We start from the raw sequence: 17,513 nt of genomic DNA on the forward strand, positions 1-17,513 counted from the left end.
TCAGTACTTTAATATACTAAATATTCTGCTTTTTTTATAGGTTTAATTAAAATTTCTTACATCGAACTCACGTTATTGATGTTGCCGTGCCTGCGTTAATGTTTGTTTACCCAATTACCATTGTGTTGATTTTATTAAACGTTGTACCAGAAAAATACACTTCTATATTGGTTTTTAGAGCTGTTGTAATTGTGACTTTTATCTTTAGTATTCCAGATTTTTTAGGATTTATTATTCCTAGAGAAAACTTAACCGGAATAAAAAGTATGATTCCGCTTGCAGAACATAGTTTGGGTTGGGTTTTACCTGCTTTGTTGGCGTTTGTTGGGCTAAATTTGAGGAAGAAATAAGAATAATTTTATAAATCTAAAATCCCAAAAGTTTCATTAAATGGAATGTCGATACTTATAATTTCAAACTTAGGATTAATTCCTTTTTTTAATAAGGCTAATGTTTTTTTAGAACGAACATCAGAAGTTACAAAATGTGTAATTGTTTTATCAAAATCAGCTTGAGCGAATAGTTTTGAATCATTGGGTATTATTGCTCTTGGAGATAGAGATTCTTCACTAATTTTCTTTTCTCTAAAAAGTATTTTTGCGAATTCTCCTGTTTTTTCAGCCTCTTTTAAATTAAAAACAAGAATTTGAATATTTTTTAAAGGTAAATCGTCTAATTTTCCTAGAACACAGTATTCTGCAATTGTAATTGTGGATACTTTTAAAATAATATCATTTTCTAAAAAATATTTGTAATATCCAACAGCATTTAGATGAAGAGGGTCTTCGTCATTTAATAAACGAATAAAGAAACTTGTATCAAGTAATACACTATGCTTCATAACCTCCTCTTAAATTAAATAACCATTCATCTGGATTTATATCACTCCAACTTTTTTTAGCTTTTTTGATTAATGAATTTAAATAATCACTGTCAAATTTAGGTTGATAATCAATTAACTCTAATAAAGAAAGTGATTTTGTATCAATTTCACCCGTTTCTATATTCTGTTTTCCTTTTGCCCTAACACCAAACCTCTTAAAAAGTAGGTTTTCTTCTTTTTCTTTTAAAAACTCTTCACCAGTTTCAATTGTTAAATAACCATAATCTTCAGTATCTAAGTGAATATTAATCTTATTCTTGCCTCCTGCATCTTTCAAAATTCCATAAAAATAAAATTCTGCATCAGTCCAAATATTTTGTGTTCTAAAAAATTTAGTAGAAGGATTAATAGTTAACTCATAACTATCTTTTAAAGATGTTTTGATTTGAAATTCATAATCTTTTTGAAGCGATAAGTTTTGAATATTTTCAATAGCTCTAGCTGTTTTTACCTCTAAAAAATCGATAGATTCATTTGCTTGAATTTGAGTTAAAATAGCACTAAAACCAATAACTGTTTGAATAGTCGTTTTAAATAAATGTCTAACAGAACCTTCCTTAATATCATAAGTAATTAATGGTCTATCTTTTTTATTGGTAGGATACAATAAAGCATCTACATTTTGCAATATTGCTGCAATATGTTTAATGTCATAATTTTCAGGTTTTAAATCTTGATTTCCTGATTTTCCAACAACACGAATTTCTATGTCTCCTATTTTTTCCACAACTCAAAGATACAATTTATTTAATTTTGTAAAAAATCAAACTTTAACTAGTTTTTATTATTAATTATCAAACAATAAACAACTAAGAATAAATAAGTTAGTTATTTATAGTAACAACTATAAAGTATTCCATCAAACAAAAATACTCTTGTAGTTTTAAATATTATCAATACTTCTTATAACAATCATTTTATTTTTATTGATCATCAGTTAAAATTATGAAGATAAATCAACCTTTAAGTTTCCCACAACTTTTACGACCAACACAGCACAACAACAAAATATGGCAGTTCAAGACATTGTAAAATATTCCTTTAAAGAAACCTTTTCCGTAAGCACTGTACAGTTTGAAAAAGCGTGTACTATAGATCATTCTGTACAACAAAACGCCTATTCTATTTATTGGATTCAAGAAGGTAGCGGTACCTACAATATCGATTTTGAAAGCTATACGTTTAATGACAATGTGTTGTTCTTTTTATCACCCGGACAAGTATTTACCGTAGATTCCGAGCAAATAAAAACTGCCTATAAACTTACCTTTGTAAGAGATTTTTACTGCATACAAACCCACAATACAGAAGTGGCCTGTAACGGAATTCTATTCAACAATATTTATGAAACTCCGTTTGTAAAACCCTGTAAAAAAGACACGGCAAAACTCAACTTTATTTTAGAAAATTTAATCGAAGAATTTCAGCAAAACGAAACCGCACAATACGATATGTTGCAATCTTATTTAAAGCAATTTATCATTTCTTCTGTTCGTGTAAAAAAAGAAAACCATGTAATTAAAGAAGACACCGAAACCCGTCTTTTTAAAGATTTTAGTTTATTGGTAGAACAGAATTTTAGAACCATGCATGCTGTAACAGACTACGCAAACAGATTGGGACTTTCGCCAAAATCTATTAGCAAACATTTTCAGAAATTGGGCGCAAAAACCCCATCAGACTTTATTAAAAACCGAATTTTATTAGAAGCAAAGCGTCAGCTTATTTATACAGATAAAACGGTAAAAGAAATTGCTTTCGAGCTCGGCTTTAATGATCCTGCCTATTTTACGCGCTTTTTTACCAAAGCAATTTTAAAGTCTCCTTTACAATTTAAAAAGGAATACTAACTGTTTATATTTTACCTCAGCTTCACTATAAAACTCCTCTTAAAGACTGATTAACAGAGTTCATTTAGTTTTTTTCACTCAGTTTGGTATTTCGAACTTTTGAGAGAAATCTTATAAAGTTTGGTTGTGTTGCGTTATCACTGTCATGAGATTTCTCCTATCGTCGAAATGACAAGTTTGTGGTTTATATTGTGGTATCAACGATATGGAAATTCTTCTAAAATACGAAGTGGTAGGGTTTGTATTTTTTTTCGTTCAGTTTTGTCATTTCGAACTTTTGAGAGAAATCTCATAAAGTTTGATTGGTGTTGTGTTATCAGTGTTATGAGATTTCTCCTATCGTCGAAATGACAAATTTGTGGTTTATATTGTGGTATCAACGATATGGAAATTCTTCTAAAATACGAAGTGGTAAGGCTTGTATTTTTTTTCGCTCAGTTTGTCATTTCGACCTTTTGAGAGAAATCTCATCAAGTTTGATTGTGTTGTGTTATCACTATTATGGGATTTCTCCTATTGTCGAAATGACAAGTTTGTGGATTATGTTGTGGTATCAACGTTATAAAACTTCTCCTAAAACACAAAGTAACAAGGTTTGTGTTTTTTTTCGTCCTGTTTTGTCCTTTCTAACTTTTGAGAGAAATCTCATAAATTTTGATTGGTGTTGTGGTATCACTATCATGAGATTTCTCCTATTGTCGAAATGACAAGTTTGTGGTTTATGTTGTGGTATCAACGATATGGAAATTCTCCTAAAATACGAAGTGGTAAGGTTTGTATTTTTTTTTCGCTCAGTTTGTCATTTCGAACTTTTGAGAGAAATCTCATCAAGTTTGATTGGTGTTGTGGTATCACTGTCATGAGATTTCTCCTATCGTCGAAATGACAAATTTGTGGTTTATGTTGTGGTATCAACGATATGGAAATTCTTCTAAAATACGAACCGATAAGGTTTGTATTTTTTTTTCGCTCAGTTTGTCATTTCGAACTTTTGAGAGAAATCTCATAAAGTTTGGTTGGTGTTGTGGTATCACTATTATGGGATTTCTCCTATCGTCGAAATGACAAGTTTGTGGTTTATTATTGTGGCAGCAACGTTATAAAACTTCTCCTAAAACACAAAGTAACAAGGTTTGTGTTTTTTTTCGTCCTGTTTTGTCCTTTCTAACTTTTGAGAGAAATCTCATAAATTTTGATTGGTGTTGTGGTATCACTATCATGAGATTTCTCCTATTGTCGAAATGACAAGTTTGTGGTTTATGTTGTGGTATCAACGATATGGAAATTCTCCTAAAATACGAAGTGGTAAGGTTTGTATTTTTTTTTCGCTCAGTTTGTCATTTCGAACTTTTGAGAGAAATCTCATCAAGTTTGATTGGTGTTGTGGTATCACTGTCATGAGATTTCTCCTATCGTCGAAATGACAAATTTGTGGTTTATGTTGTGGTATCAACGATATGGAAATTCTTCTAAAATACGAACCGATAAGGTTTGTATTTTTTTTTCGCTCAGTTTGTCATTTCGAACTTTTGAGAGAAATCTCATAAAGTTTGGTTGGTGTTGTGGTATCACTATTATGGGATTTCTCCTATCGTCGAAATGACAAGTTTGTGGTTTATTATTGTGGCAGCAACGTTATAAAACTTCTCCTAAAACACAAAGTAACAAGGTTTGTGTTTTTTTTCGTCCAGTTTTGTCATTTCGAACTTTTGAGAGAAATCTCATAAAGTTTGGTTGGTGTTGCGTTATCACTGTCATGAGATTTCTCCTATCGTCGAAATGACAAATTTGTGGTTTATGTTGTGGTATCAACGATATGGAAATTCTCCTAAAATACGAAGTGGTAAGGTTTGTATTTCTTTTTCGCTCAGTTTGTCATTTCGAACTTTTGAGAGAAATCTCATAAATTTTGATTGGTGTTGTGTTATCACTGTCATGAGATTTCTCCTATCGTCGAAATGACAAGTTTGTGGTTTAACTCAACATTTTTTTAATTTTCTTGGGCGTGCCCTTATCAGGTCAGGCTTTCGCAACTCGCTTTTTAAAGTTTTATCAAACTTTAAAAGAGCTCAAACAACTTGCTCTATCCTTCACGCGTGCATTTTTGTCAACTTTTTTCCCTTGTCCAAACAGTAGGAACTTTTGTCCATTTTTAAACCTCTATCTCCGTTGCATCTTTGCAGTGTGTAACAATAACAACACAACAACAAGTAATTAATCCTGCGTTAGCAGCAACTAAAAATAAAAAAAATGGAAATTCAATTAGATCAAATAGACGTAAAAAATATCTTAGAAAATAACAACGCTGTATTGTTCGATTTTTATGCAGATTGGTGTGGACCTTGTCAAACTTTACTACCAACCATCAACAAATTAGCAGACGAGTTAAAGGACGATGTAACCATCAAAAAAATAAATGTAGATGATTACCCAGAATTGGCTGCAAAGTTTAATGTAAGGAATATACCAACGTTAATTTTCTTTAAAAACGGAGCGCCTGCCGACAGACATACAGGTTTAATTACAGAAAGAAATTTAAGAAGTAAAATAGACCGCTTAAAATAAACACTGCAATCATCAACAAAAAAGAGCAACTTTTTAACAAGTCCAAAGCAAAGGAACTTTTGTCCAATTTTTGAGGTTACTATCAGTTGCATCTTTGCAGAGTCAAACATGAAGAACGCTTTTCGAAAGCATTTTCGAAAAAACAAAAAACAACAATTATGAAAACAATAGAAAACACACAATGTCCAAACTGCTGGGGTTACCAAACTTACGACGAGCGAACGGGAAATCAACAAGTTTGTGAAAGCAAATATTAAGTAAATAAAAAATTAATACTAAAACAATTTAAAATAAAATTATGAGCACATTTAACATACCAACAAAAAACGAAGTATCAGAAAATAACCAAGCAATTTTTAATCAATTAGAAAAAGGATTGGGTTTTGTACCCAACTTATACGCAGCATTTGCACACAGCGAAACTGCATTGGGTAACTTTTTAGCAATAGGACAAGGTAAAACTAGTTTTTCTGCCAAAGAAAAAGAAGTAATAAACTTAGCAGTAAGTCAAGTAAACGAATGCGTGTATTGTTTATCTGCACACACAGCAATTGGTAAAATGAATGGTTTTACAGAACCTCAAATTTTAGAATTAAGAACAGGTAATGCTTCTTTTGATTCAAAATTAGATGCCTTAGCAAAATTTGCAAGAAGTGTAGCTATTAATAGAGGCGCGGCAACAACAGAAGCAATAGAAAACTTATACGCAGCAGGATATACAAAAGGAAACTTGGCAGATGCAATTATCTTAATAGGAGAAATTACCATTACCAACTACTTTCATAAAACAACAGATGTTGCCGTAGATTTCCCAGTAGCACAAACCTTAGAAGTAGCATCAATTTAATAAATAATCAATTTTAATAATAATTAGTAATACACAACAATCATGAAAAAAGTAATCGCAATTTTAGTAATCATATTAGGTTTCGCATTTAATACAAATGCACAAGATGTAAAAACAGTTTCTTTAGAACAAACAAAAGGTGAGTTTACTCAGAAACAACTTACATTATCTGAAGGAACGTATGTTTTTGAAGTAGCCAACAACAACGTAGGCCATAATGTAGGTTTTGTTTTAGCTCCAAAAGCAGATGTAAAAGCACACATTAAAAACGCGTATGTTATTGCACAAGTAAAAAACAACACCAAAGAAACTTCTAAAGAAGTTACGCTTACAAAAGGAGAATATGTGTATTTCTGTCCTTTAAATCCAACACCACAATATACGCTAACAGTAGAATAGTTTTCTTAATTCAAGTAGTGATTGGCGCGCAGAAATGCTCGCCTTTTTTTTAGTTCTTGATACAAAAAAAACCTCTTGAAACAATATGTTTCAAGAGGTTTTAAGAAATATAATTAAGTAATTTTTACAATTACTGAGTTTTTATTATAATCCTGCATTTTTCCAAGACCAAGTACTAACATCTACTTTTGTACCAGTGTTGTAATCTGCAGTAGTAGTTGCAGCTGCTCCGTCTATAATTACATTTGCCAAAGGACCATTATCCTTCATATCAATGTTTGTATCGTATCCTTCTAAATAAAGGTTTGTAATTGTTCCTCCAGAAGTTTTCTTAAACTGTAAAGCTGTTCCACCAGTAGTAGAAATAGCTGTAATGTTATTAAACTTAGGATTTCCATTGTCTTTATCTCCTTCAAAAACTGTAGAGAAATCTTCAATTGTATGAGAAATGTAAGCATTTTCTACAGTACCATTCCATCCTTCTGTCCAATCTACAGCATCATCTTCATTATTTTCTAAGTATAAATTTGTTGCAGAAACTGTTCCTCCAAAAAATTCAACACCATCATCTGCACCATCAATTACAGAAATGTTTTCAATTGTAGTTCCAGAACCAACCGCATAAAAAGAAACTCCATTGTACTGAGATTCTGAGTTAATTTGAGCACCAGTTCCTTTGATTACTAAATATTTTATAGAACCAGAATTGTCTGCATCATTAGTACCTCCGTAAATAAAACCACCAACTTCTGCTTCTGCATCTACACCAGCAGTTGTTGTAGCGCTACCACAAATTGTTAAACCTCCCCAATCTCCAGGAGCACCTGATGCAGAAGCCATTACTACCGGATTTGCTGCTGTACCTTGAATATCTATTTTACCACCTTTTAAAACTGCAATGTATACTCCAGTTCCACCATCTCTAGCTGTAATTTTTGTTCCAGCAGGAATTGTTAAAGTAGCACCTGATTGTACAATGTAAGAAGAATTTAATGTATAACTAATAGAAGCATCTAGAGTAACATTTGTAGTTACCGCTCCTTGTAAAGAACTACTTTCGAATGATAAATCTGTAGGAACCCAATCAAAATCTACAACACTAACTGTTGGTACAACAGAAGTATTTAATGTATAAAAGTAATTTCCTGAAGCAGTCATTTCATCTTCTGTAGCCAATGCTACTGGAGCGTAACCATCTGAAAATACAATATTAGAAGTTGCACCACCATCTTTCATATCTAAATCTACATCATAACCACTTAAAGACAATCCAGTGATTGTACCACCAGATTCTTTTTTAAATTGTAAAGCAGTACCACCCACTGTAGAAATTGCAGTAATGTTATTAAATTTAGGGTTTCCATTATCTTTATCTCCTTCAAAAACAGTAGAAAAACCAGCATTTGTATGAGAAATGTAAGCCGTATTTACGGTTCCATTCCATCCTTCTGTCCAGTCGATTGCATCATCTTCGTTATTTTCTAGATATAAGTTAGAAACAGAAACTGTACCTCCAAAAAATTCTACACCATCATCAGAACCATTAATTACAGCAACATTGCTAACAGAAGTACCAGAACCAACCGCATAGAAAGAAACTCCATTATATTGAGAATCTAAACTAATTTGAGCACCAGTTCCTTTAATTACTAAATAGTTGATAGAACCAGAGTTATCAGTATCATCTGAACCTCCATAAATAAAACCACCAACTTCTGCTTCTGCACCTACACCAGCAGTAGTAGTTGCATTACCACAAATTGTTAAACCTCCCCAATCTCCAGGATTACCAGAAGCTGAAGACATAATAACAGGAGAAGAAATAGTACCTTGAATATCTATTTTACCACCTTGTAAAACTGCAATAAAAACACTAGTTCCACCATTTACAGCCTGAATTCTTGTTCCTGCAGGTATTGTTAATTTAGCACCTGAATCAATAGTAAAAGAAGCATTTAAGTTATAAGACATTCCTGCATCTAATGTATAATCTTCTTCAAGATTACCGTCCATGATACCTACTTTTAAATTTTCAATTACACCAGATTCTGCACCTGGTACAATTACTAGTGGCTCATCGCTACCACAGTTGGTTAACGTTAATGTAACTAAAGAAAAAGCTACAATATTAAAAATTCTAAAAATTGATTTTTTCATTTTATTTTATTTTAATTTATTTTATTTTTAATTTTAATTTTCCACAAAGAAACTACCCATTTCTTTATTTTTCTTTACCTAAATATTAATAGTGTGTTAGGGTTTATTTAGAAAACCTTTGGTTTCTTAACCATTCGTTAACTTACTTAAAAAGTATACTTTACGCTTAAAGTTAACTGACTACCTTTTTTATAAGACAATACTGTTTCATTGGTTTCGATACCTGTAATTAAGCTTTTAACTTTTTGAGTTTGATTAATTTCTGGATTCAATAAATTTCTTCCAACTAGTTTTAAAAGTATATTATTACTTAATTTTTTGCTTAACACCAAGTCTAATCCTACAAATCCTTTTTCAACAATTTCATCATTATACAATTGAGCACTGTTGGCAAAGTCTTCCGGAGATCCTAATGAAAATATTTTATCCGAAGAATAATTACCGGTTAACGTTGCAATAAATTCATTTTCTTTTTTATCACTAAAACTTAAAGAACCATTTGCTATAAAATCAGAAGCACCTTGTAAGCTAGATTCTGTAATATTATTGTATTGGAAGTTTTCTAGCAAATCTTGCTGTAACCACATTTTTGTAATATTTCCTGTTAAATTTAAAATACCTTCATCATCAGCATTTTTTAACAAATCTGTTTTTACTTCTAATTCAAAACCATAAACAGTTGCTTCATCTCCTGTATTTGAATACTGAAAATTACCAGAAGAACCTCTAGCTTGCGCTAAGTTTATTGGGTTATTAATTAACTTATAAAATGCTGTTGCAGAAAAAAGTTGCCCTCTTTGTGGAAACATTTCATATTTTACATCAAAGTTATAGATATCTGATTTTTCTAATGCTGGATTCCCTTTAATAACACGACCTGTTGGTGAAACATACTCAAAAGGTGCTAATTCTTTAAACTCTGGTAAAGTTTGTGTAACACTAGATGCAAAACGTAAGTATTTATTTTCTGACAACTCTAATTTTAAGTTTACACTAGGATATAAGCTTTCATAGACTCTGTTTAATGTTCCTATTCTACCAACATAATTTGTAATATCCCAAGTTACATCTAACTCATCTCTTTCGTAACGCAAACCTAAGTTACCAGATAATTTATTTGCTAATGCAAAATCGAAGTTTACAAAACCAGCCATAATATCTAAATCTGCATTGTATCTATCTGTTTCACCAATTCTTAGTCTTAATCCATTATTAAAACCACTTGCTGTAATTACAGAAGAAATATCATCTATAGAAGGAGCTGTAAAACCTTTAGCTCTTACACCCACAAATAAAGATTTAAAAGTTCTTTCTTTGTGTCTTAAATTTGCTCCATAGTTTAAAGAAAATGGTTTATTATCATCTTCATCTTTGATTCCTAAAGCCCATTTATTTTCTATAAGAGCGGCATATTCTGTGTCTTGAATTTTTTGACTAGATTTTCTTTGTTGATAATCTCCAACATGAGAAAACTGAATTTCTGGTGAAGTTGTAATGTCTAAAATATTTACTTCATTTCTAATTCTGTTTGGTTCTTCAGCTAACACAAAGTTATAACCACCAGCCCAGTTTAAGGTGTTGTTATCATTCCATTTATGTTCTCCTAAAAGTTGGTTTACAAACATGGTAGTTTGTTTAAAGTTTTGATCTCTAACAAAAGCGCCTTCTTCTTGCGGATCTTGATCAAAAACATACCCTAAACCATTTCTTCCTTGCTCATACAATCTATCTAAACCTTTATTAACAAATAAAGTATTGTATTTAATTATATTATTACCGTTAAGTTTTAATTTAACATGTACATATCCTGTAGTGTTAGAAGTAATATTATATTGCTCAACATCACTAAAACTATTGTCTAAAACATTAGATCTATAACGTTTAAAAAGGCCTTCTTTATATTCAAAAGATTTAGAATGAGAACCTGTTAAGAAAACAGCCACTTCTTTTCCTAAAACATCAAACTTTTTTCCTGCAGAAAAAGAGCCACTAAAGTTTATTGGAGTTCCTGTAGTTTCTGTATCCCAACCTTGAAATGTAATGGCATCTTGCAGTGCATAGGTTTTTTTATGAAAACCTAAAGTAACATCCTTATGTATAATGGATGTTCTAAAATCATCTGACAAGTTTAATACGTTTGTATTTGTACCTCCAGAAACAGAAACAGAATATTCTTGTTTAGAGTATTCTTTTGTACTTACATCTACATTACCAGAACCTTGGTCTGCATAACTATTTGTAGCATACGTTTTGCTGATTCCTACATTTTTAATAATGTTTGTAGAAAACAAACCTAAGTTTACGTTTTTATTTTCTACATCATCCGAAGGTATTGGCAAACCGTTCATGGTGGTAGATAAATATCTATCTCCTAAACCTCTAATGTATATATTACCAGAACCTTCACTTTTGGTAACTCCAGAAATTTTGGTAGTTGCATTAGCAGCATTTGAAACCCCTGTTTTTGCTAATGTTTGTGCACCAATACTTTCTTTAATAACAGTTGCTTTCTTTTGGTCTAACAAAAGTGCAGAAACTGACTCTTTACTTGCAGAACTTCTTATAACTACATCTTCTAATGCAACACCTTCTTCTGCAGAAAGGGTTTCATTAATGGTAACAGTTTGGCCGGCACTAATAGTAAAAGGCTTTTGTATTGTTTTATACCCTAAAAAACTAAAAACTATGGTATGATTTCCGGCTGGTACTTTTAAAACATAGTATCCATCAAAATCTGTGGTTGTACCTATACTAGTTCCTTTAATAATAACATTCGCAAAAGGCAAAGGCTCATTATTTGTTTCTTTATCTGACAACAACCCCTTTAAGGTACCTGTATCTTGCGCAATTATAAATTGGCTTAAAGCTAAAAAAGTAATAAATAAAAATTTCTTCATTTTAATGTATCTTAGTGTAATATTTACAACTGCAAAATTCTACTTGTTTTGTAAAATCTATGTTAGTTCTAAATTATGCTTGTATTACAGAAACATTAACTAAAGGTTAAATTGAAAAAATAATTAACAGTTTGTTAATTTAGAACATACATTAAATTAAAACAATCATGAGATATTTGAAGTAATCTTAAGAGATTAAAAAAATCATAAATTATATTAGTTTTTGTCGACTTTTATTTATGACATACTGCCTTTGGCCAAGGCAGTATTATTTTAATAATACTTCCTTAACATTAATTTAACATAACTATTGGTTATTTGCAACGACAAAAACTAATAATTATGAAATCCCCAATACTACCTAAAGTAGTACTATGCGCATGTTTGTGCATTTATTTAAGCTTTTTAAACTTAAATGCACAAGAAACCAATGCTCCAAAATTCGGAAAAGGTCTTTTTAACTTAGTAGGTAAAGACAGTACTTTTACTATGAAAGTAGGTTTAAGGTTTCAAACTTTAGCTACCTCTCAATGGGATGCAGATAATGGTTTATCTAACCAATCTACTTCTATGTTAATAAGAAGGTCTCGATTAAAATTTGATGGTTTTGCTTTTTCACCAAAATTAAAATATAAAGTAGAATTAGGTTTATCTAACAGAGATCAATCTGGAGGATCCTATTATACACATGATTCTCCTAGATATATTTTAGATGCCGTATTAAAATGGAACTTCTCTGGAAATTTTGTTTTATGGTTCGGACAAACCAAATTACCAGGAAATAGAGAACGTGTAATTTCTTCTGCCAACTTACAACAAGTAAATCGTTCTTTATTAAATAGTAGATTTACTATTGATAGAGATATGGGAATTCAATTAAGACATAAATTTAATCTTTCTGAAAACTTTGTTGTTAAAGAAATTTTTTCAATTGCCCAAGGTGAAGGAAGAAATGTTACTAGAGGAAATGTTGGTGGTCATCAATACACAACAAGAGTTGAACTGTTTCCTTTTGGAGAATTTACAAGTAAAGGAGATTATAAAGGAAGTGATTTAAAGTTTGAACAAAAACCAAAGTTATCTTTAGGTTTTGCCTATGACTTTAATAATGATGCTGTAAAAAATAGAAGTAACCAAGGATCTTATATGTATATTAATGGTACTTCAGAAGGTTCAAGTGCAGAATTTTACCAAACAAACATTTCTACTGTTTTTATAGATGCTATGTATAAACACAAAGGTTTTTCTTTTATGGCAGAATATGCAAATAGAGATGCTAAGCATCCTTTTGCTAAAAACTCTGATGGAAGTTTAACAGGAGACGAAGTACAAGTTGGTAATGGTTTAAACTTACAAACTGGTTATTTACTTTCTAAAACTGTTGAACTTTCTGGGCGTTATACAAATATATCTTATGATAAAAATATCACTGGTAAAGGAGCTGAAAACCAATATACCTTAGGTTTATCTAAATATATTGCTGGTCATAGTTTAAAAGTTCAAACAGATGTAAGCTATACTGACATTGGTTTTAATACAAATCAACTATTATATAGATTACAAGTAGATATTCACTTTTAATATATATTAAAATAACATAAACATAACATTCATAACTTTTTGTGTTTGTAAATTTGCCAAACTTAATTTAATCAAACAAAATGGGAGATCCATATATTTTAATGTTAGTAGCCTTAGCTGTTTTAGCTATTGTAGATTTAGTTGTTGGAGTTAGTAATGATGCTGTAAATTTTTTAAACTCAGCAATTGGCTCAAAAGCAATATCAGTAAAAAACATCATGATTATAGCTAGCCTAGGTGTGTTCTTCGGAGCCGTTACCTCTAGTGGAATGATGGAAGTTGCACGTAAAGGTATTTTTAATCCAAGCATGTTTATGTTTCAGGATATTATGTTCATTTTTATGGCCGTAATGATTACAGATATTCTGTTGTTAGATATCTTTAATTCCTTAGGAATGCCAACATCTACTACAGTTTCTATTGTATTTGAATTGTTAGGAGCTGCCGTTTGTATTTCTTTAATTAAAATAGGGGCAAATGATGATCAGTCCTTATCAGATCTTTGGAGTTATATCAATCATGAAACTGCTACTAAAATTATTTTCGGAATTCTACTTTCCGTTGTTGTGGCTTTCTCAGTTGGTGCCGTTGTACAATTTGCTTCCAGATTAATCTATTCTTTTAATTTTGATAAAAGGGCTACTTATATTAGTGCCTTATTTGGCGGATTTGCAATTACAGCAATTACCTACTTTATTATTATAAAAGGAATGAAAGGAACTCCTTTTTATAATGATATTAAGCATTTAATTGAAGGAAATACCTTAATGATTATAGCAGGTAGTTTTGTTGTTTGGTCTATTATTTCTCAAATTTTGATAAAAACTTTTAAAATTAATATTTTAAAATTAATTATTGGAGTAGGTACTTTTTCTTTAGCAATGGCTTTCTCTGGTAACGACTTGGTAAACTTTGTTGGTGTACCAATTGCAGCTTGGAATTCTTACCAAGCTTGGGAAATATCCGGTGTTGCAGCAGATGCTTTTTCTATGGGAGTATTAGCAAAAAAAGTACCTTCTAACATTTGGTTATTGCTAATAGCTGGTGCAGTTATGGTTATTACTTTATGGACTTCTAGCAAAGCACAAAATGTTATAAAAACTGGTATTGATTTATCTCGTCAAGGAGATGGACATGAGAAATTTCAACCTAATCCATTATCAAGAATTGTGGTAAGAATTGCAATGGGCTTAAATAAAGGAATTAGTTATATAGTGCCAAAACCAACATTAGATTTTATAGATTCTAAATTTCAGAAACCAGTTATAGAGTTACCAAAAGACAAAACCTATGAGTTACCTGCTTTTGATTTAGTAAGAGCTTCCGTAAACCTAATTGTTGCGGGTATTTTAATTTCAATAGCAACATCAATGAAATTACCTTTATCTACTACCTACGTAACCTTTATGGTGGCAATGGGTACGTCTTTAGCAGATAGAGCCTGGGGAAGAGAAAGTGCTGTCTATAGAGTTGCCGGTGTACTAAACGTTATAGGTGGTTGGTTTTTAACGGCTATTACTGCATTTTTAGCTGCAGCTTTAGTTGCTTACTTAATTAGTTGGGATATGGTTATGGTTCCTGTTTTATTAGCAGTTGTTGCATTATTGATTGGAAGAAATACATTAATTCACAGAAAAAAATCTAAAGAAGTTAAAAAACAAGTCTATATAGAAAGGTCTGAATTAATTACAATTAATGGTGTAATTGAAGAAAGTGCAGATAATATTTCTGAAGTAATAAATCGTGTAAGCAAATTATACACCAATGTTGTAAACGATTTAGCCAATCATGATTTAAATAAATTACGTAAAACTGATAAACACGTAAATAAATTAAATGATGAAATTGATGATTTAAAAGATGGTGTTTTCTATTTTATTAAATCTTTAGACGAAACCTCTGTACAAGCAAGTAGGTTTTATATATTGGTTTTAGGTTATTTACAAGATGTAGCACAATCAATTAGTTATATCTCTAGAGCAAGTTTTAAGCACGTAAACAACAACCATAAAAATTTAAAAAAGGGTCAAATAAAAGATTTAAAAGAAATTGATATTCAATTATCTGAATTACTTACTAAAGAAGCAATCATCTTTGATAAACGAAATTTAGATGATTTAGATACTATTTTAACAGAAAAAAGAGAATTACTTAACAATGTTTCTATCTCTATTGAAAAACAAGTTGCAAGAATTAGAACTGACGAAACCAGTCCTAAAAACACAACATTGTATTTTAGTGTGTTGTTAGAAACTAAAGATTTAATTACCGCCTTAATGAACTTATTACAAACCTATGAAGAGTTTTATTTAAGTACAAAACAAGTAGATTAAATAGTATATTTAAACTTTAAAAAAGCTGTTTGAGAAGTAATTTCTCAAACAGCTTTTTTGGTTTATAAGAGCTCTCCTTATGCATTAAAAGTACACTCAAAATTTAGTAAACTAAAACTACTAAATAACAGTACATATAACAAGTAAAAACGAAGCATATCTCTTCTCTTAAATTCCGAAACCACCTACTACTAAAAATAAACTTACAGAAATTCCATTATACCTTTTAAGGTTTATTTAGTTTACAATGTTTTAACAGAATTACAAAACAAAAAACAGAAGAAGTTGTGTAAGTAAAATTACCTGTATTACAAAAAAAAAGCTGAACAATGTAAACATTGTTCAGCTTTAAAAAATAAATTTATTCTTAAATTAAAAAGTATCTAAAACTTCGAATTAGAAAAATAAAATTATTGATCTATTTTTTAGCTAATAAATCTCTAATTTCAGCTAATAAATCTTCTTGACTTGGACCTGCAGGAGGTGCTGGAGCAGCTTCCGCCTCTTTCTTTTTCATGTTGTTGTATGCCTTAATCATCAAAAACATAACCAAACCAACAATAATTAAATTGATAATTGTATCAATCCAAGCACCGTACAAGATGGCATTTTCTGGAGTTGTAACTTTACCAGCCGCATCACTTACCGCTTCTGATAATACATACTTTTTATCAGCCAAACTTGCTCCTCCAGTAAAAACACCAACAATTGGCATTATAATATTACTTACAAAACCCTTTACAACTGCGCCAATGGCACCTGCCATAATTACGGCTACAGCAAACTCAATTACATTACCACCGGTAATAAATTCTTTAAATTCTTTTAACATTTTATATGATTTTAATTGATTATTAGAATACAAAAATACGTAAAATTATTCTTTTAACACTTTTTTAACGCGTTGAGATATTGCTGTTAAAGTTTCATAAACAATAGTTTCTGAGATATTCGCAATATGTTGTATCATTTCTTGACTATTAAAAATAATAACTTCATCACCTTCTTTACAATCAATTTTTGTAACATTTACCATAATCATATCCATACAAACATTGCCAATTATGGGTGCTTTTTGATTATTAATAAGAACAAAACCTTTATTATTTCCCAATCTTCTAGATAAACCATCTGCATGACCAATAGGAATGGTAGCCGTCTTAGTAGGTCTTTTTGCCACAAAAGCCCTATTGTATCCCACAGATTCTCCTAATTTTATTAAATGAATTTGAGAAATTATAGATTTTAAATTGTGTGTGTTTTTTAATTGTGCAGTTTCTTTATCAACATTTCCAAATCCGTATAAACCAATACCTATTCTCACCATATTAAATTGTGCCTTTGGATAATTTATAACTCCAGATGTATTTAATATATGTAGCCAAGGTTCATATCCTAAATATTTATAGAATTCTTGGGCTATATAAGCAAAATTATTTATTTGATTTACACTAAAATCTTGTTCCTCTAAATCTTCACTTGCTGCCAAATGTGAAAAAATAGATTTCACTTTAACATGATTTTCTTCCTTTAATCTACTTATTAATAAAGGAATATCAGTATGCCAAAAACCTAACCTATTAAGGCCTGTATTAAATTTTATATGAATTGGATAATTCATTAACGGAATTTGATCTGCCAATTCTAAAAACGCATTAAAAACAGTAAAATTATACAAATTTGGCTCTAAACTATAATCAACAAGAGACTGTAAACCAGAAACTTGAGGGTGCAAAACTAAAATAGGAGTTTTTATATTTGCTTCTCTTAACGCAATGCCTTCATGCGCAAATGCTACAGCAAAATAAGCCACTTTGTCTTCTAAAAACTTAGCCACTTGAACACCATCACTTCCATATCCAAACGCTTTTACAACGGCTAAAATTTTAGTCTCTGGTTGTAATTTTTGTTTAAAATGATGAAGGTTATGCAATAAAGCATTTCCATCAATTTCTAAAACTGTAACGTGATTGTTCATAATTTTTTATGCTGAACTTGTTT

The 17,513-nt window shown here is 30.6% G+C and carries 13 protein-coding genes; 7 read left to right on the forward strand and 6 right to left on the reverse strand.

From position 1 onward, the window contains the following. Nucleotides 1-74 precede the first annotated feature (74 nt). Nucleotides 75-350 (forward strand): branched-chain amino acid transport system II carrier protein, encoded by a 276-nt coding sequence (locus ACSHW5_RS05000; RefSeq protein WP_435675120.1) that lies wholly within the window; start codon nucleotides 75-77, stop codon nucleotides 348-350. 8 nt (nucleotides 351-358) lie between these two features. Here ACSHW5_RS05000 and ACSHW5_RS05005 read toward each other — a convergent pair whose 3' ends face one another. Next, nucleotides 359-841 carry a hypothetical protein gene (locus ACSHW5_RS05005; protein WP_435675010.1) on the reverse strand — a complete coding sequence of 161 codons (483 nt, stop codon included), beginning with the start codon at nucleotides 839-841 and terminating at the stop codon, nucleotides 359-361. Further along, nucleotides 831-1,610: a hypothetical protein gene (locus tag ACSHW5_RS05010; RefSeq protein ID WP_435675011.1), complete on the reverse strand. Its 780-nt coding sequence runs from the start codon at nucleotides 1,608-1,610 to the stop codon at nucleotides 831-833. The genes ACSHW5_RS05005 and ACSHW5_RS05010 overlap by 11 nt, the downstream gene beginning before the upstream one ends. 283 nt (nucleotides 1,611-1,893) lie before the next feature. Here ACSHW5_RS05010 and ACSHW5_RS05015 point away from each other — a divergent pair, with 283 nt between their 5' ends. The 4 genes from ACSHW5_RS05015 (at nucleotide 1,894) to ACSHW5_RS05030 (ending at nucleotide 6,544) form a co-directional block, all read left to right on the forward strand. After that, nucleotides 1,894-2,733: a helix-turn-helix domain-containing protein gene (locus tag ACSHW5_RS05015; RefSeq protein WP_435675012.1), complete on the forward strand. Its 840-nt coding sequence runs from the start codon at nucleotides 1,894-1,896 to the stop codon at nucleotides 2,731-2,733. 2,250 nt (nucleotides 2,734-4,983) lie between these two features. Further along, nucleotides 4,984-5,298 carry a thioredoxin gene (gene trxA, locus ACSHW5_RS05020; protein ID WP_435675013.1) on the forward strand — a complete coding sequence of 105 codons (315 nt, stop codon included), beginning with the start codon at nucleotides 4,984-4,986 and terminating at the stop codon, nucleotides 5,296-5,298. A 298-nt stretch (nucleotides 5,299-5,596) separates the two neighbouring features. Next, nucleotides 5,597-6,145: a carboxymuconolactone decarboxylase family protein gene (locus ACSHW5_RS05025; protein ID WP_435675014.1), complete on the forward strand. Its 549-nt coding sequence runs from the start codon at nucleotides 5,597-5,599 to the stop codon at nucleotides 6,143-6,145. Nucleotides 6,146-6,187: 42 nt separating this feature from the next. Beyond that, entirely contained in the window at nucleotides 6,188-6,544 is a 357-nt protein-coding gene (locus tag ACSHW5_RS05030; RefSeq protein WP_435675015.1) for a cupredoxin domain-containing protein, read from the forward strand. Nucleotides 6,545-6,688: 144 nt separating this feature from the next. Here the strand turns inward: ACSHW5_RS05030 and ACSHW5_RS05035 are convergent, their stop codons facing one another. Both ACSHW5_RS05035 and ACSHW5_RS05040 read right to left on the reverse strand, forming a co-directional pair. Further along, nucleotides 6,689-8,701, reverse strand: coding sequence for a hypothetical protein (locus ACSHW5_RS05035; RefSeq protein ID WP_435675016.1), 2,013 nt, complete (start codon nucleotides 8,699-8,701; stop codon nucleotides 6,689-6,691). Between the two features lie 146 nt (nucleotides 8,702-8,847). After that, nucleotides 8,848-11,598: a carboxypeptidase-like regulatory domain-containing protein gene (locus tag ACSHW5_RS05040; RefSeq protein ID WP_435675017.1), complete on the reverse strand. Its 2,751-nt coding sequence runs from the start codon at nucleotides 11,596-11,598 to the stop codon at nucleotides 8,848-8,850. Between the two features lie 342 nt (nucleotides 11,599-11,940). Here ACSHW5_RS05040 and ACSHW5_RS05045 point away from each other — a divergent pair, with 342 nt between their 5' ends. Next, nucleotides 11,941-13,179 (forward strand): porin, encoded by a 1,239-nt coding sequence (locus ACSHW5_RS05045; RefSeq protein WP_435675018.1) that lies wholly within the window; start codon nucleotides 11,941-11,943, stop codon nucleotides 13,177-13,179. Nucleotides 13,180-13,259: 80 nt separating this feature from the next. Beyond that, nucleotides 13,260-15,512 carry an inorganic phosphate transporter gene (locus tag ACSHW5_RS05050; protein ID WP_435675019.1) on the forward strand — a complete coding sequence of 751 codons (2,253 nt, stop codon included), beginning with the start codon at nucleotides 13,260-13,262 and terminating at the stop codon, nucleotides 15,510-15,512. Nucleotides 15,513-15,930: 418 nt separating this feature from the next. Here the strand turns inward: ACSHW5_RS05050 and mscL are convergent, their stop codons facing one another. Then, entirely contained in the window at nucleotides 15,931-16,344 is a 414-nt protein-coding gene (gene mscL, locus ACSHW5_RS05055; protein ID WP_435675020.1) for a large conductance mechanosensitive channel protein MscL, read from the reverse strand. 45 nt (nucleotides 16,345-16,389) lie between these two features. Further along, entirely contained in the window at nucleotides 16,390-17,490 is a 1,101-nt protein-coding gene (gene alr, locus ACSHW5_RS05060) for an alanine racemase (RefSeq protein ID WP_435675021.1), read from the reverse strand. Nucleotides 17,491-17,513 lie beyond the last annotated feature (23 nt).

Source organism: Polaribacter sp. (genome assembly GCF_051251875.1).
Taxonomy (GTDB): Bacteria; Bacteroidota; Bacteroidia; order Flavobacteriales; family Flavobacteriaceae; genus Polaribacter.

Bases quoted from the DNA above. Each gene is read 5' to 3' on its own strand.
- ACSHW5_RS05035 (WP_435675016.1), bottom strand. From the start codon at position 8,701: ATGAAAAAATCAATTTTTAGAATTTTTAATATTGTAGCTTTTTCTTTA.
- ACSHW5_RS05040 (WP_435675017.1), bottom strand. From the start codon at position 11,598: ATGAAGAAATTTTTATTTATTACTTTTTTAGCTTTAAGCCAATTTATA.
- alr (WP_435675021.1), bottom strand. From the start codon at position 17,490: ATGAACAATCACGTTACAGTTTTAGAAATTGATGGAAATGCTTTATTG.
- mscL (WP_435675020.1), bottom strand. From the start codon at position 16,344: ATGTTAAAAGAATTTAAAGAATTTATTACCGGTGGTAATGTAATTGAG.
- ACSHW5_RS05025 (WP_435675014.1), top strand. From the start codon at position 5,597: ATGAGCACATTTAACATACCAACAAAAAACGAAGTATCAGAAAATAAC.
- ACSHW5_RS05045 (WP_435675018.1), top strand. From the start codon at position 11,941: ATGAAATCCCCAATACTACCTAAAGTAGTACTATGCGCATGTTTGTGC.
- ACSHW5_RS05050 (WP_435675019.1), top strand. From the start codon at position 13,260: ATGGGAGATCCATATATTTTAATGTTAGTAGCCTTAGCTGTTTTAGCT.
- trxA (WP_435675013.1), top strand. From the start codon at position 4,984: ATGGAAATTCAATTAGATCAAATAGACGTAAAAAATATCTTAGAAAAT.
- ACSHW5_RS05015 (WP_435675012.1), top strand. From the start codon at position 1,894: ATGGCAGTTCAAGACATTGTAAAATATTCCTTTAAAGAAACCTTTTCC.
- ACSHW5_RS05030 (WP_435675015.1), top strand. From the start codon at position 6,188: ATGAAAAAAGTAATCGCAATTTTAGTAATCATATTAGGTTTCGCATTT.
- ACSHW5_RS05005 (WP_435675010.1), bottom strand. From the start codon at position 841: ATGAAGCATAGTGTATTACTTGATACAAGTTTCTTTATTCGTTTATTA.